This is a genomic window from Stenotrophomonas sp. 22385, from assembly GCF_052045085.1.
In the GTDB taxonomy this organism is placed as follows: domain Bacteria; phylum Pseudomonadota; class Gammaproteobacteria; order Xanthomonadales; family Xanthomonadaceae; genus Stenotrophomonas.
This window is the reverse complement of record NZ_JBQEOG010000001.1, coordinates 645370-672074: the sequence shown is the minus strand read 5'-3', so window position 1 is coordinate 672074 and position 26705 is coordinate 645370. Positions and strand designations below refer to the sequence as shown.

Genomic DNA, 26705 nt, shown 5'->3' with positions numbered 1-26705 from the left:
CCGACCGAGACTGGGCACCCCACCCCTGCGCTGGAGAACACACATGAGCCATCCCGCTTCGCTGGACCACTACCGCCTGCTGGGCCGCTCCGGCCTGCGTGTCTCGCCCCTTTCCCTGGGCACCATGACATTCGGTGCCGACTGGGGCTGGGGCGCCGATGAGGCCGAGGCCCGGCGCATCTTCGATGCGTACGTCGACCGCGGTGGGAATTTCATCGATACCTCGGTGAACTACACCAATGGCGCGTCCGAGCGCATCCTCGGCCGCTTCATCAAGCGCCAGCGCGACCGGCTGGCGATCGCCACCAAGTTCACGATGGCGCGCGATCCGGCCAACATCAATTCCGGTGGCAACCACCGCTTCAACCTGGTGCGCTCTGTGGAAGCCAGCCTGGCCCAGCTGGATACCGACCGTATCGATGTGATGTATCTCCACGCATGGGACTTCACCACCCGGCCGGACGAAGTGATGCGGGCACTGGACGATCTGGTCCGTGCCGGCAAGATCCTCTACCTTGGCATCTGCAACACGCCGGCCTGGCGCGTGGCCGAGATGCAGACCCTGGCCGATCTGCGCGGCTGGGCGCCGCTGGTCGCACTGCAGATCGAGTACAGTCTGGTCGAACGCACGGTCGAACATGAACTGCTGCCGATGGCGGAGGCCATGGGCCTGGGCGTATTGCCGTGGTCACCGCTGGGCGGTGGCATCCTTACCGGCAAGTACAGCACGGCCGATCTTTCCGACGAGAACGGAGCAGATGTCGCGCCGAGCCGGAGAGGCGTCATTGCTTCCACCGGGCACCTCAACCGGCGTTCGCTGGACATTGCCGATGCAGTGGGTATGGTCGCCGGGGAACTGGGCGCGTCGCGTTCGCAGGTGGCCATCGCCTGGACGCTGGTCAACCCGGCCGTGGTGTCACCCATCATCGGCGCACGCACCCTCGCGCAGGCCGAAGACAACATGGGGGCCCTTGCCGTTCGACTCAGCGCGGAACATCTGGCGCTGCTGGATGCCGCCAGCGCGCCGGCACCCATCTTCCCGGCGCGCTTCATCGGCCGGCCGATGGCACAGCAGCTGATCTTCGGCACCGCCGCGCTGTCCGCGCGGCGATGACCGCACGGATCAGGTTGGCGCGAACCCGCGCGTGGCCTTCTTTTCGGTCTTTTCCGCCTTTTTTTCCTTCGCGGTTTTGGCAGGCTTCTTCTTCTGCTCTTTCTGTTTGTCCAGACCCTTGGCCATGATGGCGTGCTCCCTGTTGGTGGCGACCAGCATGGCACATCCCTCGTCCGCCGTACGCTCGGAATGCCGCGTCAGCGCACGGGATGGGCCGGCACGCCTTCATGCGTCATCTTCACCGGAAGAATATGGCCCTGTTCATCGAAGACCATGCGGTCGATGGCGGTGGCGCGTTCATTGCGGCCGGTCTTCCCCAACGGGCGCCGGTGGTAGACGATGTACCAGCTGTCGTCGTCGGGCGCATGGATGAGCGAATGGTGGCCGGCGCTCGTAGCAATGGCCGGGTCCTGCTGGAGGATCCGGCCGATCCGCTTGAACGGCCCGGTGGGCGTGTCGGCGATCGCGTAGGCCACTGAATAGTCCGGCTCGCCCCAGCCGCCTTCGGACCACATGTAGTAGTAGCGGCCGCCGCGCTTGAACATCAGCGAGCCCTCGACATACTCCGGCGCGGGGGTGATCTCCTTGTACAGCGTGCCATCGGCCAGCGGCTCGATCCCGGTGAAATCGTCCTTCAGCCGTACGATATTGGCGTGCTTCCAGCCGCCGTAAAGCATGTACCAGGTGCCATCGTCATCCTTGAACACGAACTGGTCGATGGGCTGGGCACCGTTGTGGAACGAGCCGATCAGCGGCTTGCCCAGCAGGTCGCGGTAGGGGCCCTCCGGCCGGTCGGCAACGGCAACGCCGATGCCGCCCACTTCGTTGTCGTTCTTGATGTCGTTGGCAGAGAAGAAGAAGTAGTACTTTCCGTCCTTCTCCACCACTGACGGGGCCCACAGCGCTTCTTTGGCCCAGGACACCGCTTCGATCTTCAGCACCCCCGGATGACGGGTCCACTGGACCAGGTCGGGCGACGAAAACGCGTCGAACGCGGTCTGCTCGGCATACGGGCGCGAGCTGGTCGGGAAGATCCAATAGGTCTTGCCGAACACCGCCGCTTCCGGATCGGCATACCAGCCGGGCAGGATCGGGTTGCCGGACATCGGCGCGGCCACCGCGCCAAACGAAACCGCTGCCGCCAGTGCTGCGGCCACCATCATCGTGCTGCGAACTCCCATGCCCTGCCCTCCCATGCCAGATCATCGAGGGAGCAGTTTAGATCGATTCAAGCGTCGGCTTTGTGCGCACTGCAGCATTTTCCCGGGGCAGCTCCAGGGTTGCACGCAGCCCGCCACCTTCCCGATTGGCCAGGGTCAACCGCCCACCCAGTACGCGGGCCAGCTGGTCGGCGATGGCCAAGCCCAAGCCGGTACCGCCGCTGATGCGGCCACGCGAAGGCTCCAGCCGATGGAAGGGCTGCAGCACCGCCGCCAGCGACGCCTCGGGAATGCCTGGCCCGCGGTCCATCACATCAATGCTCACCTCGCCCTGCGCGCCTATGGTCAGACCCACGTCGGCGCTGCCGGCGTACGCCAGCGCGTTGTCGACCAGGTTCTGCACCACCCGCCGCAGCACCTGCGGGTGGGTCGGCAGCGCTGCCTGGGCACCGGCCACGCGCCGCACCGGTTTGCCCACCTCCTCGTAGTCGCCCACCACGCTGTCGAGAAACGCGGGCAGATCGAGCTGCACCGGGATGCCCATGCTGACGGTCGCGCTGCGCGCGTAATCGATGCCCTCGCGCACCAGCTGGCTGAGCTGGGTCACATCGCCCAGCAGGCGCTCCTGCGCAGGCGTCTCTTCCAGCGATTCAATGCGCAGCCGCAGTCGCGTGATCGGCGTCTGCAGGTCGTGCGAGATCGCCGCCAGGATCTGCATGCGCTCGCTGACGTGCGCGGCCACGCGCGATTGCAGCGCGTTCAGCGCGCGTGCCGCGGCCTCCACTTCCTGCGGTCCCTGTTCGCTGATCGCTTCGCCCTGCCCGGCCACGTCCAGTCGGTCGGCGGCGTCGGCCAGCCGTACCAGCGGGCGTGTGGCCAGGCGCACCGCCAGCCACACGCAGCCCAGCAACAGCAGCACCTGCGCGGCGAGCACCCAGGGCAGCCAGCGCGCGATCGGCAGCCGCGAAGGCGTGACCTCAATGGTCAACGGCTGGCCATCGGCCAGGGTCAGCTCTACTTCGTAGCGCTCGGGCGACGCCGAGACCGCGCGCGGGCGCAATGCATAGCGGTGTGCCAGCGAATCATCGATCAACCCGGTCACCTGGCGTGCGCGGTCACTGGCCAGCGCGCTGCCCGGCTGTGCGGGGCGCAGCAGGTAGCGGTAGGTGCGCCGTTCCAGCTGTGGCAGCCACGCGGCGCGTTCGGCTGGTGACAGATGCTCGAGCAGCGCCACGCTGAGCGGCACGTCGTCCTCCATGTTGCTCAACATCATCGCGCGCGTGGCAGTGGCGCGCTCATGGAACAGCAGCGCGAACGACAGGCCATGGGCAAGCAGCATGCCGGCCGCCAGAATCAGCAGCAGCCGCGTACCCAGCGTGCGCGGCAACCAGGAGAACCTGCGGGGTTGCACGGCCGCGTTCATGCGTCCTCGTCGAGCAGTACGACCGGCTGGCTGAACACATAGCCTTCGCTGCGCACGGTCTTGATGAAGGTCTGTTCGCGCGCGCCATCGCCCAGGCGCTGGCGCAGGCGGCTGACCAGCAGGTCGATGGAGCGGTCGAACAGTTCGGCGTCGCGCCCCTGGGTCAGGTTGAGCAGCTGGTCGCGGCTGAGCACACGCTGCGGATGGTCAATGAACACCCGCAACAGGCGGAACTCGCCGCCACTGAGCGGATAGACCGTGCCGGCCTCATCCAGCAGGTGCCGCGCACTGGTATCCAGCCGCCAGCTGCCAAAGCGGATCAACCGTGCGGCCTCGCTCACCTGCAGGTTCGGCGGCAGCATGCGCGCGCGGCGGATCACCGCGTTGATGCGCGCCAGCAGCTCGCGCGAGGAGAACGGCTTGACCACGTAATCGTCGGCGCCCATTTCCAGCCCGATGATGCGATCGGTTTCATCATCGCGCGCGGTCAGCATCACCACCGGCACCGCACGGTGCTTGCCGGCGCGCAGGTTCCGGCACAGCGACAGCCCGTCTTCGCCCGGCATCATCACGTCCAGCACGATCAGGTCCACGTCGCTGGTCTCCAGCGTGGCGCGCATCTCGCGCCCGTCGGCCGCCTGGCTCACGCGCAGGCCATTGCGGCGCAGATAGTCGCCGACCAGCTGGCGGATGTCGGCGTCGTCATCGACAACCAGGATGTGGTCGGTGTGGGTGCTCATGCCTGCTCCGCGTGGTGGCCATCGGTGACCCGCAGCGGGTCCTTGGCCGCATGGTATCGCCGCCACCGCGCCGCTGCGGCAAGGCGGGGGCATCCATTTGTATGACTGTGTATCAATCGCCGCCGTGGTGCGGAAAGGCGACAAATCGCCGGGTTCGCCGACACCTGCCGGATACGGGGCGGGCGTTGAATGGCCTCCAGCGCCGGCGCGCCGTTGCCGGCCGCCGGCCTACATGACCGGTTCCAGCCTGACCATCGATGGCGGCTGGGCCATCTGAACATCAACGGAGAGCACCATGCACACGACTTCTTTCCCGCTGTCCCGTTCGCCCCGATCATTCAGCGCCTCCCTGCTGGCCATGGCGATGGCCTTGGCGGCCTCTGCATCCGCCCTCGCATCGACTGCCTTGCCTGTCCCTGCGCCGACAGTGGCGGCCGCACACGCGCCGCCCCCGCTGGAGGCGAACAAGCATGTCGTCGCTGGCGACCTGGACGTGGCCTACGCCGAGCTGGGACCGGCCGACGGCGAGGTGGTCGTGCTGCTGCACGGCTGGCCTTATGACATCAATGCCTATGCCGAGGTCGCGCCGCAGCTGGCGGCCAAGGGCTACCGGGTGATCGTGCCGCACCTGCGTGGCTACGGCAGCACCCGCTTCCTGTCGGCGCAGACGCCGCGCAATGGCGAACCGGCCGCGCTGGCCTCCGATGTACTGAACCTGCTTGATGCCCTGCACATCCCGCGCGCCAACCTGGCCGGCTTCGACTGGGGCGCACGCTCGGCCGACATCGTTGCCGCGCTGTGGCCGGAGCGGGTCAAGTCGCTGGTTTCGGTCAGCGGCTATCTCATCGGCAGCCAGGCAGCCGGCAGGACGCCGTTGCCGCCGCAGGCCGAGCTGCAGTGGTGGTACCAGTTCTACTTCGCCACCGATCGAGGCCAGGCCGGCTACGCAACCTACACGCACGACTTCGCCCGCCAGATCTGGCAGCTGGCCTCGCCGCAGTGGCGCTTCGACGACTCAACGTTCGCGCGCAGCGCCGCCGCGCTCGACAACCCCGACCACGTGGCCATCGTGGTGCACAACTACCGCTGGCGCCTGGGCCTGGCCGACGGCGAGCCGAAGTACGCCGCGCTGGAGCAGCGCCTGGCGCAGGCACCGACCATCCGCGTGCCGACCATCACCCTGGAAGGGGATGCCAACGGCGCACCACACCCCAAGGCCGAGGCCTACGCCGCCAAGTTCACCGGTCCCTATGAGCATCGCCTGCTGCGGGGTGGCGTGGGCCACAACCCGCCGCAGGAAGCACCGCAGGCGTTCGTCCAGGCGGTGATCGACGCCGCTGCGCTCTGATCCATCCCCCTTCATCCACACCGAGGCAATCCCCATGAACGCAATCGACAAGGTGCTTTACACCGGCAAGACCCACACCGTCGGCGGCCGCGCCGGGCGCGCGTACAGCGACGACGGCCAACTGGACATCGGCCTGTCCCCGCCGGGAAGCGGGAAGCCGGGCAGCAACCCCGAGCAGCTGTTCGCGGCGGGCTGGTCGGCCTGCTTCCAGGGCGCGATGGCCAAGGCCGCGCGCAGCTTGGACCTGACCCTGCCCGCCGACACCGCCATCGATGCCGAAGTCGACCTCGGCATGGTGGGCGAGGACTACCAGCTGCAGGCACGGCTGCGGGTGAGCGTGCCCGGCATGGACCGTGCGCAGGCAACGGCACTGGTGGAAGCAGCGCACCGCACCTGCCCGTACTCCAAGGCCACGCGCGGCAACATCGACGTACAGCTCTCGGTCGCCTGAGGAGAAAGACCATGCGCATGCTTCGCCCGATCATCACCCTGCTGGCCGCGTGTATCTCCGCCAGCGCCTGTACGCCGGGCGCAGCGGCCGACCCGGTTCCGCCCAGCCCCAACATGCCGGCGCCGCAGGCGCCGGAGTTCACCGGCATCGAGCACTGGCTCAACGGCCCGGCGCAATCGCTGCAGCAGCTGCGCGGCAAGGTCGTGCTGGTGGAATTCTGGACCTACTCCTGCATCAACTGCCTCAACGTGATGCCACACGTGAAGCGTTGGCATGACGCCTACGCTGGCCAGGGGTTGACCGTGATCGGCGTGCACACCCCCGAGTTCGGCTATGAAAAGCTGCCGCGCAACGTGGAAGCGGCAGTGAAACGCCTCGGTGTCACCTGGCCGGTAGCGCAGGACAACGCTTACCAGACCTGGCGCGCGTACGGAAACCAGTACTGGCCGGCGCTGTACCTGATCGACCAGCAGGGCCGCATCGTCTACCGGCATTTCGGCGAAGGCGATTACGCGGCCACCGAAGCGCATATCCGCAAACTACTCGCCGCAACGGAGCATTCCCCATGACATCCACCTGGTTGATCACCGGCAGCTCACGGGGCCTTGGCCGCGCCCTGGCCGAAGCGGTGCTGGCGGCAGGCCATCGGCTGGTCGCCACCGCGCGCAACCCTGATTCGTTGCATGACCTGATCGAGCGCGACCGTTGGCGTGCGCTGACTGAATCAACTGACTTCGCCGTTGATTGAGCTCCTGGATTCGGACAACGCATGGGCGGCCCCGGGACCGCAGTCCGGATGAACGTGTACCGTGGCGGTCATACAGGGCCTGACCGCTCCTTTCCGCAGAGGGTTTCGCATGGAATTTCTGGTCAACATCGATGTGGACAATCTCGATGCGGGGCTGGCGTTCTATACGCGCGCCTTCGACCTGCATGTGGGGCGGCGCTTCGGAAGCGACGGCGTGGAACTGCTGGGTGGACCGGCACCGATCTACCTGCTGGCCAAGGCTTCAGGCAGCTCGGCCACACCACAGGTGCGCGACCGCCGCGATTACCGCCGGCATTGGACGCCGCTGCACCTGGACTGGGTGGTGGATGACCTGGATGCCGCCCTGGCCCGCGCGGTAGCCGCTGGCGCGCGCGTGGAACAGCCGCCGGCCACCCACGCCTGGGGCCGGATCGCCCTGCTCGCCGATCCGTTCGGCCATGGCTTCTGCCTGCTGCAGTTTCTCGGCCGTGGCTACGACGAGATCAGCGAACCCGTCCAGGGGCCGCGCAGCATGTCCACGAACGCGCGCAATGCCGAGGACATCTGACGCTGGCGTGGGTAATACAGCACCCAGCCGGCGAACGGTTCGCTCCAGTCTTGCAGCACCGCCACCAGCCGGCCGTCGTCAAGGTACGGGCGCGCGGCATCCTCAAGCACGTAGGCCAGGCCCAGTCCATCCAGCACCGCCTGCAGGATCGTGTGCTGATCCCCGAGCGTGAGCCGGCCCGGCACTTCGATGTCCAGCGTCTGCCCATCACGCTCGAACTGCCACTTGTACAGATGGCCGCTGGCGAAGCGAAAACGCACGCACTCATGCTCGACCAGTTCACGCGGGTGCAGTGGCACCACCCGCCCCTGCAGGTAAGCCGGCGACGCCACGATCAGCCCGCGCAGCGGCGGCCCCAGCGGCACCGCCACCATGTCTTCCGGCACGAACTCATGCAACCGCACGCCGGCGTCGTAGCCCTCGGCCACGATATCCACCAAGCCATCATCCTGCGCCACCTCCAACCGCACATCCGGGTGCACGCGCAGGAAATGGGCCAGGCGAGGTCCCAGCTGGGTGTGTACCGCCGCGCGGGTGGCATTGATCCGCAACAGCCCGGCCGGCGCCGCACGGAAGTGGTTCATTTCTTCCAGCGCGTCATGCACCTGGCCCAGTGCCGGCTGCAGGCGATCGAGCAGCCGCTGTCCGGCCTCGGTCAGCGCCACGCTGCGGGTGGTACGGTGGAACAGGCCTACCCCCAACCGCTCCTCCAGCGCGCGGATCGCATAGCTCACCGCCGAGGTCGACAGCGCCAGTTCCGCCCCCGCGCGGCGGAAGCTTCGGTGACGGGCCACCGCCGCGAACGCGGCCAGGTGGGTCAGGTTGTCAGTGGCCACGATTGTGCAGTCTGCCTTGATGAAGCATGCCGATATCCTGACTGTATACCCATGGAAACCGGGCGTATTGTAAAGCGCCTTTCCATAAAACCCAGGATATCCCCATGTCCCTTGCCCATGGCTACGCCGTGCATGACCAGACCGCGCCGCTGGTGCCGTTCTCCTTCGAACGCCGCGCCGTCGGTGCCGACGATGTCCGCATCCAGATCCTCTACAACGGCATCTGCCACTCCGACCTGCACCAGGCCCGCGACGACTGGGGCGGCGCCCGGTTCCCGATGGTCCCGGGCCACGAAATCATCGGCCGGGTCACCGACGTCGGCGCCAACGTCACCCGCTTCAAGGTCGGCGACTTCGCCGGCGTCGGCTGCATGGTCGACTCCTGCCGCCATTGCGACGCCTGCGACCACGACCTGGAGCAGTACTGCGAAAAGGGTCCGACCTACACCTACAACAGCCAAGAGCGCGGCAGCGACCAGCTCACCTACGGCGGCTACTCCGACCATATCGTGGTCGAGCAGCGCTTCGTGGTGAAGGTGTCCGACACGCTCGACCTGAAGGCCGCCGCCCCGCTGCTCTGCGCCGGCATCACCACCTACTCCCCCCTGCGCCACTGGAAAGTCGGCCCCGGCCAGAAGGTCGGCGTGATCGGCCTGGGTGGCCTCGGCCACATGGGCGTGAAGTTCGCCAAGGCGATGGGCGCCACCGTGGTAATGATCACCACCACCCCGGAAAAGGGTGCCGATGCCAAGCGCCTGGGCGCCGATGAGGTGCTGGTCTCGCGCGATCCGGCGCAGATGAAGGCCCACGCCAACAGCTTCGACTTCCTGCTCAACACCATCCCGGTCAGCCACGACACCAACCCGTACATGCAGCTGCTCAAGCGTGACGCCACCATGTGCCTGGTGGGCGTGATCACCGAACTGGACCCGCCGCTGATGGGTTCCAGCGTGATCTTCGGTCGCAAGCACGTGACCGGCTCGGCGATTGGCGGCATGGCCGAAACCCAGGAAATGATGGATTTCTGTGCCGAACACAACATCGTCAGCGACGTGGAAGTGATCGACATCAAGACCGTCAACGAAGCCTGGGCGCGCATGGCGAAAAACGATGTGCGGTATCGGTTCGTGATCGACATGGCAACGTTGGCGGCATAACCGCGTTTGCCAACCGCATCGCGCAATGCATGAGGGGGCGGCCGGCGGGCAGCCCCCGTAGCGACTGTCAAAAACATGGATGTTTTTGACAAGCCTCCATGGACGGATTCACGGCGTGTCGCGTAGGGGGCTGACCGCCGGCCGCCCAGCACGCAGCAACAGAAACGCTGCTCTCAGCGACCAACCAAGAAGAATCAGTAAGCGAACTGCTTGAACACCGGGTCCACGCTCTGGTTCCACTCACCGTGGTACAGCGCCAGCTTGCGCTCCGCAGGCGTGATGCCCGACGCCACGATCTCCTGCAGCACATCCAGGAAGTGGCTTTCATCCTGCCCGTCCGCATTGCGCGCCGCGCGCCGCTTCAGGCCCGCGATCGCGATCTTCAACGCCTCGGCCGCCAGGTCGCGCACCGTGCCACCGCGGAACGGCAGGTTCAGCGCATGCTTCGGTACGCCATCGCGCAGCGCATGGCGCTCTACCAGAGTGAAATCACGCACTAGGTCCCACGCCGCATCCAGCGCGGCATCGTCGTACAGCAACCCCACCCAGAACGCCGGCAGCGCGCACAGCCGCGCCCACGGGCCGCCATCCGCGCCGCGCATTTCCAGATACTTCTTCAGACGCACTTCGGGGAACGCCGTGGTCATGTGATCGGACCAGTCGCGCAGCGTCGGCAGCTGGCCAGGCAGCACCGGCAACTTGCCCACCATGAAATCGCGGAAGCTCTGCCCACTGGCATCGTGGTAGACGCCATCGCGGTAGGAGAAGTACATCGGCACATCGAGCAGGTAATCCACGTAACGCTCGTAACCGAAGCCATCCTCGAACACGAAGTCGAGCATGCCGGTGCGGTCCGCATCCGTGTCCGTCCAGATGTGCGAACGGTAGCTCAGGTAACCGTTCGGCTTGCCCTCGGTGAACGGCGAATCGGCGAACAGCGCCGTGGCGACCGGCTGCAGCGCCAGCGACACCCGGAACTTCTTCACCATGTCCGCTTCGGTGGCGTAATCCAGGTTCACCTGCACCGTGCAGGTGCGCGTCATCATGTCCAGCCCCAGCGAACCGACCTTGGGCATGTAATCGCGCATGATGCGGTAGCGGCCCTTGGGCATCCACGGCATCTCCCCGCGCGTCCACTTCGGCTGGAAGCCCATGCCCAGGAAGCCCAGCTCCAGCTCCGCCGCCACCTGCGCCACCTCGTTGAGATGCGTGCCCGTTTCCACACAGGTCTGGTGGATGCTTTCCAGCGCCGCGCCCGACAGCTCCAGCTGCCCGGCTGGCTCCAGCGTGACCGACGCGTTGTCGCGCAGCAGCGCGATGGTGCGGCCGTTCTCCTGCACCGGCGCCCAGCCGAAACGGGTCAGCCCGGTGAGCAGCGCCTCGATACCCCGGTCACCCTCGAAGGTGGGCGGGCGCAGGTCGTCCAGCCGGAAGCCGAACTTCTCGTGTTCGGTGCCGATGCGCCACTGCGCCTTGGGCTTTTCGCCGGAGGCCAACGTGGCGACCAGTTCATTACGGTCGGTAATCGGCGTCTCGGCGACGTGGCTGGGGCTCGACAAGGGGAGGCTCGCAGGAATTCTGGACTGGACGGGGATGTGGGGCTGATCGCCCTGCATCGCAAGGGCGCAGTATAGGGTGGCCGTTCCAGCCGTCATGCCACCGTGACGGTTTTCAGCATCCTACTGGGTGGGACTTGACCGCCCGCCATGCCCGCCGCGCCTGGCGTGCGCGCCCCCCGGCCCGGTGACCGCCAGCGGCATGGCACGGCGGCTTGGCCGATACTGCACGGTAATGGACATGCCCGTTACCCTCGATCCGCTGCTGGCCGAGATGGCCAGCCTTGCCGACTGCCAGCGCGCGGGCGGCTATGCGTGCGTTACCGCGCGCCGCGAACACGGCGCCCAGTCGGTGGACATTCCGCAACCGCAGTTCGCCATCCTGCTGCAGGGTCGCAAGCAGGTGCGCACCGCGCACCAGACCCTGCAGCTGGTGCCCGGCGATCTGTTCCTGATCACCCAACGCTGCCGGATCGACGTGGTCAACACGCCCGATCCGCAGACCGGGCTGTACCTCAGCGCGATCGTGCCGCTGTGCGCCGAAGCGTTGTCCGCCGCGCGCGTGCTGTGGAACGAGCCCTTGCCCGAGGCCGGCGATGTACTGGCGAAGCTGTCACTGCACGACCATGCCGACACCCTGCGCCAGTGGCGGCACGCGCTTGAGCACGCCCGGTACACCGAAGCACGGCTGGCACTGGCAGCACTGGTGCTGGCGTTCTGCCGGCTGGGCCATGGCAGCCTGCTGGTGGCGCCCGAACCCAGCCTGGGCGAACGGATCCGCGACCTGATTGCGGCCCAGCCCGAACGCGACTGGCAATCGCGCGATTTCGAAGACCAGCTCGGCCTCAGCGGCGCCACCCTGCGCCGCCGCCTGGCCAGCGAGCAGTCCAGCGTGCGCGAGCTGATCGCCGATGCGCGCCTGGCCCACGCCATGAACCTGCTCTACACCACCCAACTGCCGCTCAAGACCATTGCCGCGCGGGTCGGCTACCGCTCGACGGGCAGTTTCAGCAAGCGCTTCGCCGCGCGCTACGGGCTGGAACCGACAGCGATCGGCAACAGCTGAGCGCACCGCGAGCGTTTCGCCGCGCATTCTGAGCGGAACGCCGCGCCCGCCCCGCGCACCATGCAGGTACCGCGGCGCTGCCGCCTTGTATGGAAACGATCATGTCCCTCCCCCGTGTGCGTGTCCTGGCCGCCGCCCTGCTGCTGGCCACGGTTGCCGTACCTGCGTTCGCCACCACCACCCACCACCCGCTGGAACAGGTAGCCGGCGTTTACCACCAGCAGATCGGCGAACTGGACGTCACCGCCCTGTTCGACGGCACCGTGGCGCTGGGTCGCTCGGAACTGGTCGGCATCGCACCGGGCGCGGTCACCCGCCTGCTCGACCACCGCTACGTGCCCGAAGACGCCAAGGGCCTGCAGACCGCAGTCAATGCCTACCTGATCCAGCGCGGCAACCACCTCACCCTGGTCGACACCGGCACCGCCGGCTGCTTCGGTCCGGGGCTGGGCCAGGTGCTGGGTAACCTGCGCAAGGCCGGCTACGACCCGGCCGACGTGGATGATGTCCTGCTCACCCACGCCCACCCGGACCACCTGTGCGGCCTGCTCGATGCACAGGACAAGGTCGCGTATCCCAACGCCACCGTGTGGCTGTCCGACGCCGATGCGGCCTATTGGCTGGAGCCGGCCAGCGAGGCCGGCGCGCCGCAGGGCGTGCGTTTTGCTTTCGCCTTTGCCCGCAAGGCCGTGGCACCGTACGTGGCCAGCGGCAAGCTGAAGCGCTTCAGCCCGGCCCAGGCGCTGCCGAACGGCGTCACCGCGCTGGACAGCCACGGGCATACCCCGGGCCATGTGTCCTGGAAGATCGAGGGCGGTGATGGGCAGGCGGTCCTGGTGTGGGGCGACATCGTGCACTTCCACGCCGTGCAGTTCGCCCAGCCACAGGCCGCCTATGAGGCCGACAGCGACCGCACCGCAGCCATTGCCAGCCGCCGCGCGATGATGGCGCAGGCCGCCGATGGGGGGTGGTGGGTCGCCGGTGCCCACCTGCCGTTCCCGGGGTTGGGCCATGTCCGCCGGGAAGGCGACGCGTTCGCGTGGGTCCCGGGCGAATTCGCGCCGTTATCGGCGCGGTGAATGTGTACCGACCAACGGTCGGTACCTACCGGTCACCCTACCCTCGGTCGGGTGACGGGTTACGCCGCGTCGGGCGCCGGCGTGTTGAGGCCCAGCCAGCCGCCGATGATCCCACGCGCCTCCTCCACGCCCTGGCGGGCCGGGCCGGAGAAGGTCTGCACGCTGACGGTGTCGCCAAAGGCGGACTGCAGTTCCTTGCGCACCTTCTGCAGGGCAATGCCCTGCTGCCCACGGCCGAGCTTGTCGGCCTTGGTCAGCAGCGCGTGCGCCGGCAGCCCGCGCCGGACCGCATAAGCCAGCATCTGCCGGTCGTAGTCCTTGAGCGGGTGGCGGATGTCCATCACCACCACCAGCCCGCGCAGGGCCTCGCGGGTGCGGAAGTACTGGTCGATGAAGGCCTGCCAGTGCGCCTGCAGGTCCAGCGGCACCTTGGCGTAGCCGTAACCGGGCAGATCGACCAGCTTGGCGTCCGGGGTGACTTCGAAGAACACCAGCTGCTGGGTGCGGCCGGGGGTCTTGGAGACCCGGGCCAGGCTGTTCTGGCGGGTCAGGGCGTTGAGGGCACTGGATTTGCCGGCGTTGGAGCGGCCGGCAAAGGCCACTTCGGCCCCCACGTCATCCGGCAATTGCCGGGTATTGTGGGCCGAGAGCAGGTAATGGGCGCGTTCGAGGAGCAATGACATGGGCATAGGATCGCATGTCCGGGCTCGCCGCGTGCTGCCGGTCACGGGTTTTGCCGCACTGCCGCGTTGACCCCGGCGTGAAACGGCATGGATAATCGGGCAATCCCCGCGTGTGCAGCCTGCACACGCCAGGCCGGTCCACACGGAGCTTCCGCATGCGCCATGCTCGCGTTCTTGCCGTTTCCGCTGTTGCTGTATCGTTGCTCGCCGCCGTTGCGTACGCCCAGACCGCAGTGACCCCGCTGCCGGACAACACGCCGGTGAGGACGGCGTCGCTCGAAGTCGATTTCAGCAAGACCACCTGGGGCGATGCCAAGGCGGGCCAGACCAAGGCTGCCGCGTGTGCGGCGTGCCATTCGGCCGATGGCAACTCGACCGTGGAGATGTACCCCAGCATCGCCGGCCAGAGCGAGCGCTACGCTGCGCAGCAGATGGCCCTGATCGCCAATGGCCAGCGTACTTCCGGGGCGGCGGCGGCGATGGTGCCGTTCGTACAGGACCTCACCCCGCAGGACATGCGTGACATCGGTGCGTATTTCGCAACGCAGAAGGCCAGCGCAGGGCTTGCCGATGACAGCCTGGTGACCGAAGGTCCGCACAAGGACAAGAAGTTCTACGAAATCGGCCAGCAGCTCTACCGCGGCGGTGATGCCCAGCGTGGCATTCCGGCGTGCATGGCGTGCCATGGTCCCACCGGTGCCGGCAACCCGGGCCCGGCTTACCCGCACGTGGGCGGCCAGCACGCCTCGTATGTGGCGCGGCGGCTGCAGGAGTACCAGGCCGGGGTCACCCAGCAGACCGACAAGGCGCACTTCCAGATCATGGCCACTATCGCCAAGTCGCTGACCGAACAGGAAATCCAGGCACTGGGCAGCTACCTGCAGGGCCTGCACAACCGCGCCGACGACGTGGCCGCCGCCGCGCCGCGTTCGGCCCTGGGCGGCGCACGGCAATGACGGCGTGCCAGAACCGATGACAGATGCGCCCCGCCCAGGCGGCGGGTTATGTTCACTGCCACGCCGGCACTGGGCCGGCGTTGTTTTTTCCGATGGAGATGGATGTAGATGACGTTGCTGCCCCGCCTGATGCTGTTGCTGCTGGCCCTGAGCCCCCTGTCCCTGCTGGCCGCGCCCGCCCCCGCCGCACTGGTGGAAGGCAGGGATTACGACGTGATCGAAGCGCCCGGCCCCTTTGCGCCGCTGGCCGGCAAGATCGAAGTGGCGGAAGTGTTCGGCTATACCTGCCCGCACTGCGCCCACTTCGAGCCGCTGCTGCAGGCCTGGCAGAAGAAGCTGCCCAAGGACGTGCGCTTCACCCCTGTGCCGGCCGTGTTCGGCGGCTACTGGGATTCCTATGCCCGTGCCTACTACGCGGCAGAGCAGCTGGGCGTGGCCAAGCGCAGCCATGCAGCGATGTTCGACGCACTGCATGAAAAGGGTTCGCTGCCCCTGTCCAACGTATCCCCCAAGGAGCTGGCCGGCTTCTACAAGGACTACGGCGTGAACGAACAGCAGTTCACCACCGCATTGAAGAGTAACGAAGTGGAGGCCAAGCTGGCCGTGGCCAGATCCTTCGCCCAGCGGGTCAAGGTGCAGGGCACGCCGTCGCTGGTGATCAACGGCAAGTACCTGGTCAAGGGCACCTCGTTCGAGGAGATGCTGCGCAACGCCGATGCCCTGATCGCCCGCGAACGCGCCGCGAAGGCTCGCTGAACCGTCACGCACCCTGCACGCGGCGCCCCGGCGGCCGCGTGTCATCATTCCCCCCTGGCCGGCGCCCGATGCGCCGGCCCCAACATGCTCTGCTGGAGACGCTTCGATGAAGACCCGTTTCGCCCTCATGCTCATGGCCCTGCTGCCGATCCTGGCCGCCTGCAAGGCCCAGGATGGCACCGCCAACACCGCCGCCCCGACCGAGCCGGCTGCGCCGACCAACACCCCGGCGGCTGAAACCGCCCCGGCCCCGACCGAGGTTGCGCCGGCCGCCAGCGGCGAAACCGCCGCCGCCGAAACTGCTGCTGCCGAAGCCACCACCCCGGCACCGGCACCGGCCTCCTCGCAGCCGGTGGGCCCGGCCCCGGTGGAAGGCACCGATTACGTGGTCATCGCCAATGGCAAGCCGTTCCAGCCGGCCACCGGAAAGATCGAAGTGGCAGAAGTGTTCGGCTTCGTCTGCCCGGCCTGTGCCGCGTTCCAGCCGCTGATCGGGCCTTGGAAAGCCGGCCTGCCGAGCGATGTGAACTTCGTGTACGTGCCGGCCATGTTCGGCGGTACCTGGGATGACTATGCCAAGGCGTTCTACGCCGCGCAGGCACTGGGACTGGAAGACAAGACCCACGAAGCGCTGTACAAGGCCATCCACGTCGACCAGGCCCTGAAGGGTGAGCGCGGCCGTGATTCGGTGCAGGATATCGCCGCCTTCTACGCCAAGCACGGCGCCGATGCCAAGCAGTTCGAGGCCACCATGTCGAGCTTCGCGGTGAGCGCCAAGACCAGCGCTGCCAAGCAGTTTGCGCAGCGCAGCCAGATCACCGGCACCCCGTCGGTGATCGTCAACGGCAAGTATCTGGTCAAGGGCAAGAGCTTCCCGGACATGCTGCGCATCGCCGATCACCTGATCGCCCGCGAACGTGCCGCCAAGGGCAACTGAGCATCCAAGAGCAAGCAACCGTCGTGACTTCCCCCAACACGCGGACCCTGCGCCTGCTGACGGCCAACATCCAGGCCGGCTCAAGCACCCGCCGCTACAGCGACTATGTGACCCGCAGCTGGTCGCATGCCCTGCCGGCGGGGCGCAAGCGGACCAGCCTGGACGCCATCGCCCAGCTGGCCCGCGGTCACGACATCGTCGGCCTGCAGGAGGCCGACCCCGGCAGCCTGCGCTCGGGCTTCACCAACCAGACCCACTATCTGGCCGAGCGCGCCGGCTTCAATTACTGGAGCCACCAACCCAACCGCCGCATGGGCGGGGTGGCTTCCAGTGCCAACGGCCTGTTGAGCCGGCTGGAACCGGTGGAAGTGCAGGACCACGCCCTGCCCGGCCGGATTGGCGGGCGCGGTGTGCTGCTGGCCAAGTTCGGAGACGGCAACGAGGGCCTGGCAGTGGCCGTGGCACACCTGTCACTGGGCACCAACTCGCGCATGTCACAGTTGGCCTTCATCGCGGATCTGTTGTCCGAGCATTCCAACGCTGTGCTGATGGGCGATTTCAACTGCCTTGCCGAACGTCCGGAAATGCAGGTGCTGTACCAGAAGACCAACCTGCAGCCGCCCGGCTGCGCGGTGCCCACCTTCCCAAGCTGGCGGCCGGACCGGGCCATCGACCACATCCTGCTCAGCAGCAGCCTGCAGCAACGCAGCGCCGAAGCGGTACCGGCGGCGTTCTCCGATCACCTGGCACTGGCCATGGAGATCGATGTGCCGAATCACGCCCTGCGCTGATCGCGTAAACGGGATGTCCACAGCGCGTATGCGCTAATGCGTGGGGTCTGCCGGCAACGGCACTGTGAGCCCTTCATCCATGAACATCGTGGAGACGCCTCCCAGCGAGGTGCGCACGCTTCGACCCGTCTTCCTGCTTGCCGCCACGATCGTGGCGGCATTCGCCATTCTGGTCACCGCGTTTCCCATTCCCTCCGGCGTTCTCTTGCTGGACGCGCAGACCTGGGCATCGCGCAATGTGGGCTGGTACTACCTGCTGGCGATGACCGTGTACCTGGTGTTCGTGGTCGGCGTGGCGCTGTCGGGCTACGGCCAGGTGAAGCTGGGCGCGGACCATGACGAACCGGAGTTCAGCTATCTCTCGTGGGCCGGCATGCTGTTCGCGGCCGGAATCAGCATCACCCTGTTCTTTTTCTGCGTGTCCGAACCACTCACCCATTATCTGCAGCCGCCACAAGGCGGGGTGGGCGGTGGCGAAGCCGGCGCGCGCCAGGCCATGCAGCTGCTGTTCCTGCACTGGGGCCTGCACGGCTGGGGCGTGTTCGCGCTGGCGGCGATGGCGCTGGCCTACTTTGCGTACCGCCACAACCTGCCGCTGGCGCTGCGTTCGGCCCTGTACCCGTTGATCGGAAAACGTATCAACGGCCCCATCGGTTACACCGTGGATGCACTGGGCATCGTCGCCACCGTGTTCGGCATCGGCGCGGACATGGGTTTCGGCGTGCTGCACCTCAATGCCGGCCTGAACGTACTGCTGCCTATCCCGCACGCCCCGTGGGTACAGGTGGCGCTGATCGCGCTGATGATGGGCGCGGCGATCATCGTGGCAGTCTCCGGCGTGGAGAAGGGCGTGCGCTGGATGTCGGACATCAACATGCTGCTGGCCATCGCACTGCTGCTGTTCATGCTGTTCGCCGGCCCCACCCAGTACCTGCTCAGCACCCTCATGCAGAACCTGGGCGACTACCTGGGCAATGTGGTGGGCAAGAGTTTCGACGTGTACGCCTACGGCGGCCGCGCCGACTGGCTGGGTAACTGGACCGTGTTCTACTGGGCCTGGTGGATCGGCTGGGCGCCGTTCGTAGGGCTGTTCATCGCGCGTATTTCGCGCGGCCGGACCATCCGCGAATTCGTGTTCGGCGTGCTGCTGATCCCGCTGGGCTTCACCCTCGCGTGGCTGTCGATCTTCGGCAACAGCGCGCTCGACCAGGTACTTCACCACGGCCAGGAGCACCTGGCGCAGATGGCGGTGGACAACCCGCCCACCGTGCTCTACGCACTGCTGGACAGCTACCCGTGGAGCCGCGCGGTGATCACCGTGACGGTCATCGTCAGCTTCATCTTCTTTGTCACCTCCGCCGATTCGGGCACCGTCGTGCTGTCCACCCTGTCTTCGCATGGCGGTGCGCCCGAGGAAGATGGGCCACGTTGGCTGCGGGTGTTCTGGGGGGTGATGACCGCGCTGGTGACCGCGGGGCTGCTGCTGGCCGGCAGCATGGATGCGCTCAAATCGGCGGTGGTGCTCGCGTCGCTGCCGTTCTCGGTGGTGCTGCTGCTGATGCTGTGGGGCTTGACCCGGGCACTGGGCGAGGAATCGCAGCGTAAAAAGGCCTCGCAATACTCGCCGATCCCGCTGATCGGCCAATCGCGCCACCAGCGTGGCTGGCGCCAGCGCATCACCCAGGCCGTGCATTTCCCGGCGCGCGACGAGGTGTACCGCTTCATGGACACCGACGTGCGCCCGGCCATCGAAGCGGTGGCCACCCAGCTGCGCGAGCAGGGCCTGGACGTGACCACCCGGTTCGAATCCGGACAGATGGAACTGGAAGTCAACCACGGCGAACAGCAGGTGTTCCGCTACCAGGTGGTGATGCGCGGTTACCTTACCCCCTCGTTCGCTGCACAGCGTTTCCGCAACCAGCGCTACTACCGCGCCGAAGTGCACCTCTATGAAGGTGGACAGGATTACGAACTGGTCGGCTACAGCCGCCAGCAGATCATCAACGACATCATCGACCAGTACGAGCGCCACCTGCAGTTCCTGCATCTGACCCGTTGAACCCGCTGGTCTCCCGACGCACACAGGAGTCATCGACATGCCCACCTTCCCCGACCAGCTGCTCTACATCGGCGGCCGCTACGTCGCCTCGCAGGGCAACCGCACCTTCGAGGTGGTCAACCCGGCCAACGGCGAGGTGCTTGCCAACGTGCACAGCGCCAACAGCGACGACCTGGATGCAGCGGTGGAAAGCGCCCATGCGGGCCAGAGAATCTGGGCCGCGCTCACCACGGTCGAGCGTTCGCGCATCCTGCTGCGCGCGGTGGCGTTGCTGCGCGAGCGCAACGACGGCCTGGCCGAACTGGAAAGCCTCAACACCGGTAAACCGCTTGGCGAAACCCGCAGCGTGGACATCGTCACCGGCGCGGACGTGCTGGAGTACTACGCCGGTGTGATGCACGGGCTGGAAGGCAGCCAGGTACCACTGCGCGAAGGCAGCTTCTTCTACACGCGGCAGGAACCGCTGGGCGTGGTCGGTGCGATCGGCGCCTGGAACTACCCGATCCAGATCGCCCTGTGGAAGGCCGCTCCTGCGCTCGCCGCCGGCAATGCGATGATCTTCAAGCCCAGCGAAGTGACCCCGCTGAGCGCGCTGAAGCTGGCCGAAATCTTCACCGAAGCCGGCCTGCCCGATGGCGTGTTCAACGTGCTGCCGGGCGATGGCGCCGGCGTCGGCACCGCACTGACCGAACACCCCGGCATCGAGAAGATCTCCTTCACCGGCGGCACCGCCACCGGGCGCAAGGTGATGGCCAGCGCATCCAGTTCCACGCTCAAGGAGGTGACCATGGAGCTGGGCGGCAAGTCGCCGCTGATCATCTGCACCGATGCGGATATCGACCTGGCCGCCGATGTGGCGATGATGGCCAACTTCTACAGCGCCGGTCAGGTCTGCACCAACGGCACCCGCGTTTTCGTACCGCACGCCCTGCAGGCGGATGTCGAACAGGCGCTGCGCGAACGCGTGGCCCGTATCCGCATCGGCGACCCGCTTGCCGAAGACACCAACTTCGGCCCGCTGGTCAGCGCCGCGCACATGCGCCGGGTGCTGGCGCACATCGAGAGCGGCAAGACAGAGGGCGCGCGCCTGGTATGCGGTGGGCAGCGCCTCACCGACGGCGCGCTGGGCAAGGGCTGCTATGTGGCCCCGACCATCTTCAGCGACTGCCGCGACGACATGGCCATCGTGCGCGAAGAGATCTTCGGGCCGGTGCTCAGCCTGTTGACCTATGAGGATGAAGACGAGGCGATCCGCCGCGCCAATGCCACCGAGTACGGCCTTGCGGCCGGCGTGGTGACGCGGGACCTCAGCCGCGCACACCGGTTGATCCACCGCCTGGAAGCAGGCATCTGCTGGGTCAACTGCTGGGGCGAATCGCCGGCCACGATGCCGGTGGGCGGCTACAAGCAGTCCGGCGTGGGCCGCGAGAACGGCCTGGCCACGCTGCGAGCCTACACCCGCACCAAATCCGTCCAGATCGAACTGGACCGCTACGCATCGGTGTTCTGAATATGAAGCGCGAATACGATTACATCATCATCGGCGCCGGTTCGGCCGGCAACACGCTGGCTACGCGCCTCACCGAAGACGCCGGCGTGAGCGTGCTGCTGCTGGAAGCCGGCGGCCCCGACTACCGCCTGGATTTCCGCACGCAGATGCCGGCCGCGCTGGCCTACCCGCTGCAGGGCCGGCGCTACAACTGGGCCTACGAAACCGAGCCCGAACCGCACATGGACAACCGGCGCATGGAATGCGGGCGCGGCAAGGGCCTGGGCGGCTCCTCGCTGATCAACGGCATGTGCTACATCCGTGGCAATGCGCTGGATTTCGACCAGTGGGCCACCTTCGATGGGCTGGAGGACTGGAGTTACCTGGACGTGCTGCCCTACTTCCGCAAGGCTGAAACCCGCGACATCGGGCCCAACGATTACCACGGCGGCGATGGCCCGGTCAGCGTGGCGACCCCGAAGAACGACAACAACGTGCTGTTCCACGCCATGGTCGAGGCCGGCGTGCAGGCCGGCTACCCGCGCACCGACGACCTCAACGGCTACCAGCAGGAGGGCTTCGGTCCGATGGACCGCACCGTCACTCCGCGCGGGCGCCGCTCCAGCACTGCGCGCGGCTACCTGGACATGGCCAAGGGCCGGCCCGGGCTGGAGATCGTGACCCACGCCACCACCGATCGCATCCTGTTCGACGGCAAGCGCGCGGTGGGCGTGCGCTACCTGGCCGGCAGCAGTGTCGACCCGATCGACGTACATGCGCGCCGCGAGGTGCTGCTGTGCGCTGGCGCGATTGCATCGCCACAGATCCTGCAGCGCTCCGGCGTGGGCGCGCCCGCATTGCTGGCGTCGCTGGGTGTGCCGCTGGTGCACGACCTGCCCGGCGTGGGCGAGAACCTGCAGGATCATCTCGAGGTCTACATCCAGTACGCCTGCACCAAGCCGGTGTCGCTGTACCCGGCGCTGCAGTGGTGGAACCAGCCGGCGATCGGGGCGGAGTGGTTGTTCGCCGGCACGGGCGTGGGTGCCAGCAACCAGTTCGAGGCCGGCGGCTTCATCCGCACCCGCGACGATTTCGCCTGGCCCAACATCCAGTATCACTTCCTGCCGGTGGCGATCAATTACAACGGCACCCATGCGGTGAAGGAACACGGTTTCCAGGCGCATGTGGGGTCGATGCGCACGCCCAGCCGGGGCCGCGTGCATGCGCGTTCGCTGGACCCGCACCAGCACCCGTCCATCCTGTTCAACTACCAGTCCACCGAGCAGGATTGGCAGGAGTTCCGCGATGCGATCCGGATCACCCGCGAGATCATCGCCCAGCCGGCACTGGACGAATACCGCGGCCGCGAGATCAGCCCCAGCGCGGACTGCCGCACCGATGCCGAGCTGGATGCCTTCGTGCGCGCCCGTGCCGAAACCGCCTACCACCCGTCCTGTTCGTGCGCGATGGGCACCGACGCGATGAGCGTGGTGGACGGCCAGGGCCGCGTGCATGGCATGCAGGGCCTGCGTGTGGTGGACGCCTCGATCATGCCGCGCATCATCACCGGCAATCTCAACGCAACCACGATCATGATGGCCGAGAAGATCGCCGACCGCATCCGGGGCCGCGAACCGTTGCCGCGCAGCACGGCCACGTACTACGTGGCCGGCGATGCGCCGGTGCGGCGCTGACGGGGGTTACCCCGCCGGTTGGGCCAGCACCGGTTCGCGCCGCTTGGCAGTGACCGTGCTGCCAATCGACGCCGCCACCGTGCAGCCGATCGCCGCCCACTGCAATGGGGTCAGGTGTTCGGCCAGCAGGCCCATCGCCAGCAGCGCGGCTACCGCCGGTTCCATGCTGATCAGGATGCCGAAGGTTTCCTTCGGCAGCCGCTTCAGCGCGGCCATTTCCAGTGACATGGGAATCGCGCTGGAGACCACCGCCACGCCCAACCCGAACAGCAGGATCTTCGGGTCCAGCAGCGCCATGCCGGCGTGCGCCACGCCCACCGGCACCACGACCAGCGCAGCCGCACACAGGCCCAGCGACACCGTGTGCCCGGCATGCAGGTGCCCGGCACGCTTGCCGAAGATGATGTACAGCGCCCAGCACACCGCCGCGCCCAGCGCATACAGCACGCCGCCCAGGTCCAGCGGTTCGCCATGGCCCAGCGGCAGCAGCAACAGCAGGCCGGCAGCCGCGCAGCCCACCCAGACAAAATCGATCGGCCGCCGTGAGGACCACATCGCCACCGCCAGCGGCCCGCAGAACTCGATGGCCACCGCGATGCCGAACGGAATCGTGCGCAGCGCCATGTAGAACAGCAGGTTCATCACGCCCAGGGTGATCCCGTAGCGGAAGATCGCGCCCGCATCGGCGCGCGTGGTGGTCCAGCGCCACGGCCGGAACACCGCCAGCAGTACCAGCGCGGAGAAGCCCACGCGCAGCGCGCTGGTGCCCTGCGCACCGATCACCGGGAACAGCTGTTTGGCGAACGAGGTGCCCACGGCAAGTGCGGTCACCGAGCCGAGGACGGCAAGGACGGGGAACAGCGTGGAGAGGCGCGACGAAGTCATCGCGTGAGGATACCCGCATGCCAGCGCAGCGACACGCCACGCGTGTCCCGCGCGGTGCCGGATGCTACGTGGGACACGCATGGCGTGTCGCTACGTGGCCCTCGGGCATGTCGTCTTCGCCTGCAGGCGTGCCGTCACCCCTGAACTGCCGCCTCGATCTTCGCCACGTCGATCTTCTTCATGGTCATCATCGCCTCGAAGGCGCGTTTTGCCACCGCCGGGTCAGTGCTGTTGAACGCCTCGGTCAGCACCCGCGGCGTGATCTGCCAGGACAACCCCCACTTGTCCTTGCACCAGCCGCAGTCGCTCTCCTGGCCACCGTTGCCTACGATGGCATTCCACAGACGATCGGTCTCGGCCTGGTCGTCGGTGGCGATCTGGAACGAGAACGCTTCGCTGTGCTTGAACGCCGGCCCGCCGTTCAAGCCGATGCAGGGAATGCCGACTACGGTGAACTCCACGGTCAGCACATCGCCTTTCTTGCCGGACGGGAAGTCAGACGGCGCGCGATGCACGGCCTGCACCGAACTGTGCGGGAAGGTGGCGGCATAGAAGGCGGCGGCTTCCTCGGCGGCGCCGTCGTACCAGAGACAAAGCGTGTTCTTGGCGATCATCGGACATTCCTGGGAACGGGCCGCGGCCCGGGTGCGCCCACCGTAGGCCTGGCCACGTTAAGGACCGGTGGGTCACCCACCCGAAACCGATGGACATTGCGGATGGGACTGATTCGCATTACCATGATGCGATCCCGTTCGCGCCAGGGAGGCGCACGGCGATCAGTTGCCAAAGCCCGTGCCGCTGCACCGCACCCGCTCGTCGCGTACTGCCCCCACCGTCCGCAGCGCCCGGCATCCGAGGATCGCCGCCTGGTGCGCCGCCGCCCAGGAACCGCTGATGCCCCGTACCGCCGCTGTGCTGACCCGCCCCCTGCCCCACGGCCGCCTGCCGCAGGCGCTGCTGATTGCCCTGGCCACGTTTGCCGCTGCCCCGGCGTTCGCGCAGGATGCCAGCCCCGACGCCACTACCTTGGACAAGATCGTGGTAAAGGGTGAGCGCGCGGAAGGCTATTCGGTCCGCCGCACCTCCGCCGGCACCCGCTTTGATCTGGCCCCGCGCGAGATTCCGCAGTCGGTGAGCATCATCAGCCACCAGCGCATCGAGGACCAGAACCTCGACGACATCATCGACGTGCTGGCCAATACCACCGGCGTGAGCAGCACCCAGTCCGATACCGAGCGCACCGAGTTTTACTCGCGCGGCTTCTATATCGACAGCTACCAGTACGACAACCTGCCTACGCAGATGGTGCAGAACTGGAGCTACGGCGATTCCGGCCTGGACCTGGCCCTGTATGACCGCGTGGAAGTGGTGCGTGGTGCCACCGGCCTGCTGACCGGCGCGGGCAACCCGTCGGCGTCGGTCAACCTGATCCGCAAGCACGCCGACAGCGCCGAACTGACCGGCAGCGTGTCGGTCAACGTCGGCAGCTGGGGCCGCACCCGCAGCACCGTGGACGTAACCACGCCGCTGAATGCCAGTGGTTCGGTGCGTGCACGCGTGATCGGCAGCTACCTCGACACCGAATCGCAGATGGACCGCTACGACCAGCACAAGACGCTGGGCTATGCGGTGATCGACGCCGACCTGACCCCGGACACCCAGCTGAGCGTGGGCTACGACTACCAGCAGAAGCGCGCGAACGGCGCCACCTGGGGTGGCTTCCCGATGCTGTTCTCGGATGGCAGCCCGACCCCGTATGACGAGACCTTCAACTCGGCCGCCAAGTGGACCTACTGGGACACCACCAGCAAGCGCGCGTTCGCCACGCTGGAACACGGCTTTGCCAATGACTGGAAGGTTCGCATCGGCGCAACCCATGACGAAACCAAGGCCGACGACAAGCTGTTCTACCCGGCCTACAACGACTGGGTGAGCGGTGCCTCGCTGTTCGACCCGGTGACCGGTGCCGGCGTGTCCCCGTCGGCCGGCTTCTACAACACCGAGCGCAAGGTCGACGCCGTCGACGGTTACGTGGAAGGTCCGTTCCAGCTGTTCGACCAGGAACACAAGGTCATGGCCGGGCTGAGCTACAACAAGCGCGACTACGCCAACTACGGTGACTACCAGGTCGGTGGCCCCGGCCTGCCCTGGGATCCCTTCAGCAGCTACCTCGGCTGGAACGGTGACATTTCCGAACCGAACTGGGTGGGCACCCTGCCGCTGCAGAGCGAAGGCACCATTACCCAGAAGGCCGGCTACGCCGCTACCCGTCTGTCCTTGGCCGATCCGCTCAAGCTGATCCTCGGCGCGCGGTACACCGACTGGAAGAGCGAGGGCGAAGGCTCGGATCGTTCGCACAAGGAAACTACGCCTTATGCGGGCCTGGTCTACGACCTCAACGACACCTGGACCACCTACGCGGCGTACACCGAGATCTTCCAGCCGCAGACCGCGCGCGACCGCAACGCGACCTACCTCGATCCGGTCGACGGCAAGAGCTACGAAGTCGGCGTCAAGGCCGCCTGGTTCGACAACCGTCTGAACGCCTCTCTGGCCGTGTTCCGCATCGAACAGGACAACGTGGCCCAGGTCACCAATGAGCCGATTCCGTCGCGTCCGGGCGAGTTTGCCTACATCGGCGCACGCGGCACCGTCAGCCGTGGTTTCGAGCTGGAACTGAACGGTGAACTGGCCCCGGGCTGGAACGGTACCTTCGGCGCCTCGCGTTACGTGGCCAAGGACATCAACGGCGCGGACATCAACACCAACCTGCCGCAGACCACCATCAAGCTGTTCACCAGCTACACCCCGCAGTCGCTGAGCGACCTCACCGTGGGCGGTGGCGTGAACTGGCAGAACGGCATCTACTACCCGGTGCCCGCGTACGGCCGCATCGAGCAGGACAGCTACGCCCTGGTCAGCGCCTTCGTGCGTTACCGCCTGGCCCCGCAGTTCAGCGTGCAGGCCAACCTCAACAACCTGCTGGACAAGCAGTACTTCTCGCAGATCAACGGCTACGGTGCCTACGGCGACGGCCGCAACGGCTCGATCACCTTTACCTGGTCCTTCTGATCGTCACCCGACCGTGGGTCGGGTGGCGGATTGACCCCGGTAACACCCGACCGTGGGTTGGATGACGGATTGACCTCGGTAGCACCCGACCGTTGGTCGGGTGGCCGGTAACAAGCAGAAAGCCGGGCCAAGCCCGG

Annotated in this window: 26 protein-coding genes; 17 read left to right on the top strand and 9 right to left on the bottom strand. The window is 67.0% G+C overall.

What is annotated here, in order from left to right:
- The first annotated feature begins 43 nt into the window (after window positions 1-43).
- On the top strand, window positions 44-1114 hold the full coding sequence (locus ACTJI4_RS02860) for an aldo/keto reductase (RefSeq protein WP_440868452.1): 1071 nt from the start codon (window positions 44-46) through the stop codon (window positions 1112-1114).
- A gap of 9 nt (window positions 1115-1123) precedes the next feature.
- On the opposite strand, the gene ACTJI4_RS02855 is transcribed toward ACTJI4_RS02860, so the two are convergent.
- Genes ACTJI4_RS02855 through ACTJI4_RS02840 form a run of 4 tightly spaced genes read right to left on the bottom strand, consistent with a single transcriptional unit; the run spans window position 1124 to window position 4437 of the window.
- The gene (locus ACTJI4_RS02855; protein ID WP_440868451.1) at window positions 1124-1273 is read right to left on the bottom strand and encodes a hypothetical protein; all 150 of its coding nucleotides are present in this window, start codon (window positions 1271-1273) and stop codon (window positions 1124-1126) included.
- 38 nt (window positions 1274-1311) lie between these two features.
- Complete coding sequence (locus ACTJI4_RS02850; protein ID WP_392918183.1) at window positions 1312-2295, bottom strand: glycoside hydrolase family 43 protein; 984 nt, start codon at window positions 2293-2295, stop codon at window positions 1312-1314.
- 37 nt (window positions 2296-2332) lie between these two features.
- Entirely contained in the window at window positions 2333-3697 is a 1365-nt protein-coding gene (locus ACTJI4_RS02845) for a sensor histidine kinase (protein ID WP_440868450.1), read from the bottom strand.
- Entirely contained in the window at window positions 3694-4437 is a 744-nt protein-coding gene (locus ACTJI4_RS02840; protein WP_440868449.1) for a response regulator, read from the bottom strand. Before ACTJI4_RS02840 ends, ACTJI4_RS02845 begins: the two co-directional genes overlap by 4 nt.
- Window positions 4438-4732: 295 nt before the next feature.
- Between ACTJI4_RS02840 and ACTJI4_RS02835 the strand changes: the two genes are divergently transcribed.
- The 5 genes from ACTJI4_RS02835 to ACTJI4_RS02815 all read left to right on the top strand — a co-directional run bounded on the left by ACTJI4_RS02835 (window position 4733) and on the right by ACTJI4_RS02815 (window position 7552).
- Window positions 4733-5785, top strand: coding sequence for an alpha/beta fold hydrolase (locus ACTJI4_RS02835; protein WP_440868448.1), 1053 nt, complete (start codon window positions 4733-4735; stop codon window positions 5783-5785).
- A gap of 34 nt (window positions 5786-5819) precedes the next feature.
- The gene (locus ACTJI4_RS02830; RefSeq protein ID WP_440868447.1) at window positions 5820-6236 is read left to right on the top strand and encodes an organic hydroperoxide resistance protein; all 417 of its coding nucleotides are present in this window, start codon (window positions 5820-5822) and stop codon (window positions 6234-6236) included.
- A gap of 11 nt (window positions 6237-6247) precedes the next feature.
- Entirely contained in the window at window positions 6248-6805 is a 558-nt protein-coding gene (locus tag ACTJI4_RS02825) for a thioredoxin family protein (protein ID WP_440868446.1), read from the top strand.
- Complete coding sequence (locus tag ACTJI4_RS02820) at window positions 6802-6984, top strand: SDR family NAD(P)-dependent oxidoreductase (protein WP_392918200.1); 183 nt, start codon at window positions 6802-6804, stop codon at window positions 6982-6984. The genes ACTJI4_RS02825 and ACTJI4_RS02820 overlap by 4 nt, the downstream gene beginning before the upstream one ends.
- 109 nt (window positions 6985-7093) lie before the next feature.
- On the top strand, window positions 7094-7552 hold the full coding sequence (locus ACTJI4_RS02815) for a VOC family protein (RefSeq protein WP_392918203.1): 459 nt from the start codon (window positions 7094-7096) through the stop codon (window positions 7550-7552).
- Here the strand turns inward: ACTJI4_RS02815 and ACTJI4_RS02810 are convergent.
- Window positions 7477-8388, bottom strand: a complete 912-nt coding sequence (locus ACTJI4_RS02810; protein ID WP_392918207.1) for a LysR family transcriptional regulator — start codon at window positions 8386-8388, stop codon at window positions 7477-7479. The two genes, ACTJI4_RS02815 and ACTJI4_RS02810, sit on opposite strands and share 76 nt — an antisense overlap.
- A 104-nt stretch (window positions 8389-8492) precedes the next feature.
- Here ACTJI4_RS02810 and ACTJI4_RS02805 point away from each other — a divergent pair, with 104 nt between their 5' ends.
- Complete coding sequence (locus ACTJI4_RS02805; RefSeq protein WP_440868445.1) at window positions 8493-9545, top strand: NAD(P)-dependent alcohol dehydrogenase; 1053 nt, start codon at window positions 8493-8495, stop codon at window positions 9543-9545.
- 194 nt (window positions 9546-9739) lie between these two features.
- Here the strand turns inward: ACTJI4_RS02805 and ACTJI4_RS02800 are convergent, their stop codons facing one another.
- Entirely contained in the window at window positions 9740-11104 is a 1365-nt protein-coding gene (locus ACTJI4_RS02800; protein ID WP_440868444.1) for a glutamate--cysteine ligase, read from the bottom strand.
- Between the two features lie 238 nt (window positions 11105-11342).
- Here ACTJI4_RS02800 and ACTJI4_RS02795 point away from each other — a divergent pair, with 238 nt between their 5' ends.
- Together ACTJI4_RS02795 and ACTJI4_RS02790 are read left to right on the top strand one after the other, a co-directional pair.
- Window positions 11343-12167 (top strand): helix-turn-helix transcriptional regulator, encoded by an 825-nt coding sequence (locus ACTJI4_RS02795; RefSeq protein ID WP_440868443.1) that lies wholly within the window; start codon window positions 11343-11345, stop codon window positions 12165-12167.
- A gap of 101 nt (window positions 12168-12268) precedes the next feature.
- A complete protein-coding gene (locus ACTJI4_RS02790; RefSeq protein ID WP_440868442.1) occupies window positions 12269-13246 on the top strand; it encodes an MBL fold metallo-hydrolase in 978 nt (325 codons plus the stop codon).
- Between the two features lie 59 nt (window positions 13247-13305).
- Here ACTJI4_RS02790 and yihA read toward each other — a convergent pair whose 3' ends face one another.
- Window positions 13306-13929 (bottom strand): ribosome biogenesis GTP-binding protein YihA/YsxC, encoded by a 624-nt coding sequence (gene yihA, locus ACTJI4_RS02785; RefSeq protein WP_440868441.1) that lies wholly within the window; start codon window positions 13927-13929, stop codon window positions 13306-13308.
- Between the two features lie 155 nt (window positions 13930-14084).
- Between yihA and ACTJI4_RS02780 the strand changes: the two genes are divergently transcribed.
- The 7 genes from ACTJI4_RS02780 to betA all read left to right on the top strand — a co-directional run bounded on the left by ACTJI4_RS02780 (window position 14085) and on the right by betA (window position 22611).
- On the top strand, window positions 14085-14885 hold the full coding sequence (locus ACTJI4_RS02780; protein WP_392918225.1) for a c-type cytochrome: 801 nt from the start codon (window positions 14085-14087) through the stop codon (window positions 14883-14885).
- A 108-nt stretch (window positions 14886-14993) separates the two neighbouring features.
- On the top strand, window positions 14994-15641 hold the full coding sequence (locus ACTJI4_RS02775; protein WP_440868440.1) for a thiol:disulfide interchange protein DsbA/DsbL: 648 nt from the start codon (window positions 14994-14996) through the stop codon (window positions 15639-15641).
- 106 nt (window positions 15642-15747) lie between these two features.
- Window positions 15748-16578 (top strand): thiol:disulfide interchange protein DsbA/DsbL, encoded by an 831-nt coding sequence (locus ACTJI4_RS02770; protein ID WP_440868439.1) that lies wholly within the window; start codon window positions 15748-15750, stop codon window positions 16576-16578.
- 53 nt (window positions 16579-16631) lie between these two features.
- Complete coding sequence (locus tag ACTJI4_RS02765; RefSeq protein WP_440868625.1) at window positions 16632-17369, top strand: endonuclease/exonuclease/phosphatase family protein; 738 nt, start codon at window positions 16632-16634, stop codon at window positions 17367-17369.
- A 79-nt stretch (window positions 17370-17448) separates the two neighbouring features.
- The gene (gene betT, locus ACTJI4_RS02760; protein WP_440868438.1) at window positions 17449-19428 is read left to right on the top strand and encodes a choline BCCT transporter BetT; all 1980 of its coding nucleotides are present in this window, start codon (window positions 17449-17451) and stop codon (window positions 19426-19428) included.
- Window positions 19429-19465: 37 nt separating this feature from the next.
- Window positions 19466-20938: a betaine-aldehyde dehydrogenase gene (gene betB / locus ACTJI4_RS02755; RefSeq protein ID WP_440868437.1), complete on the top strand. Its 1473-nt coding sequence runs from the start codon at window positions 19466-19468 to the stop codon at window positions 20936-20938.
- 2 nt (window positions 20939-20940) lie between these two features.
- Complete coding sequence (betA, locus tag ACTJI4_RS02750) at window positions 20941-22611, top strand: choline dehydrogenase (RefSeq protein WP_440868436.1); 1671 nt, start codon at window positions 20941-20943, stop codon at window positions 22609-22611.
- Window positions 22612-22617: 6 nt separating this feature from the next.
- Here betA and ACTJI4_RS02745 read toward each other — a convergent pair whose 3' ends face one another.
- Both ACTJI4_RS02745 and ACTJI4_RS02740 read right to left on the bottom strand, forming a co-directional pair.
- Window positions 22618-23496: an EamA family transporter gene (locus ACTJI4_RS02745; protein WP_440868435.1), complete on the bottom strand. Its 879-nt coding sequence runs from the start codon at window positions 23494-23496 to the stop codon at window positions 22618-22620.
- Between the two features lie 134 nt (window positions 23497-23630).
- Window positions 23631-24110 carry a VOC family protein gene (locus ACTJI4_RS02740; protein ID WP_392918244.1) on the bottom strand — a complete coding sequence of 160 codons (480 nt, stop codon included), beginning with the start codon at window positions 24108-24110 and terminating at the stop codon, window positions 23631-23633.
- A gap of 280 nt (window positions 24111-24390) precedes the next feature.
- Here ACTJI4_RS02740 and fhuE point away from each other — a divergent pair, with 280 nt between their 5' ends.
- Window positions 24391-26568, top strand: a complete 2178-nt coding sequence (fhuE, locus tag ACTJI4_RS02735; RefSeq protein ID WP_392918246.1) for a ferric-rhodotorulic acid/ferric-coprogen receptor FhuE — start codon at window positions 24391-24393, stop codon at window positions 26566-26568.
- Window positions 26569-26705 lie beyond the last annotated feature (137 nt).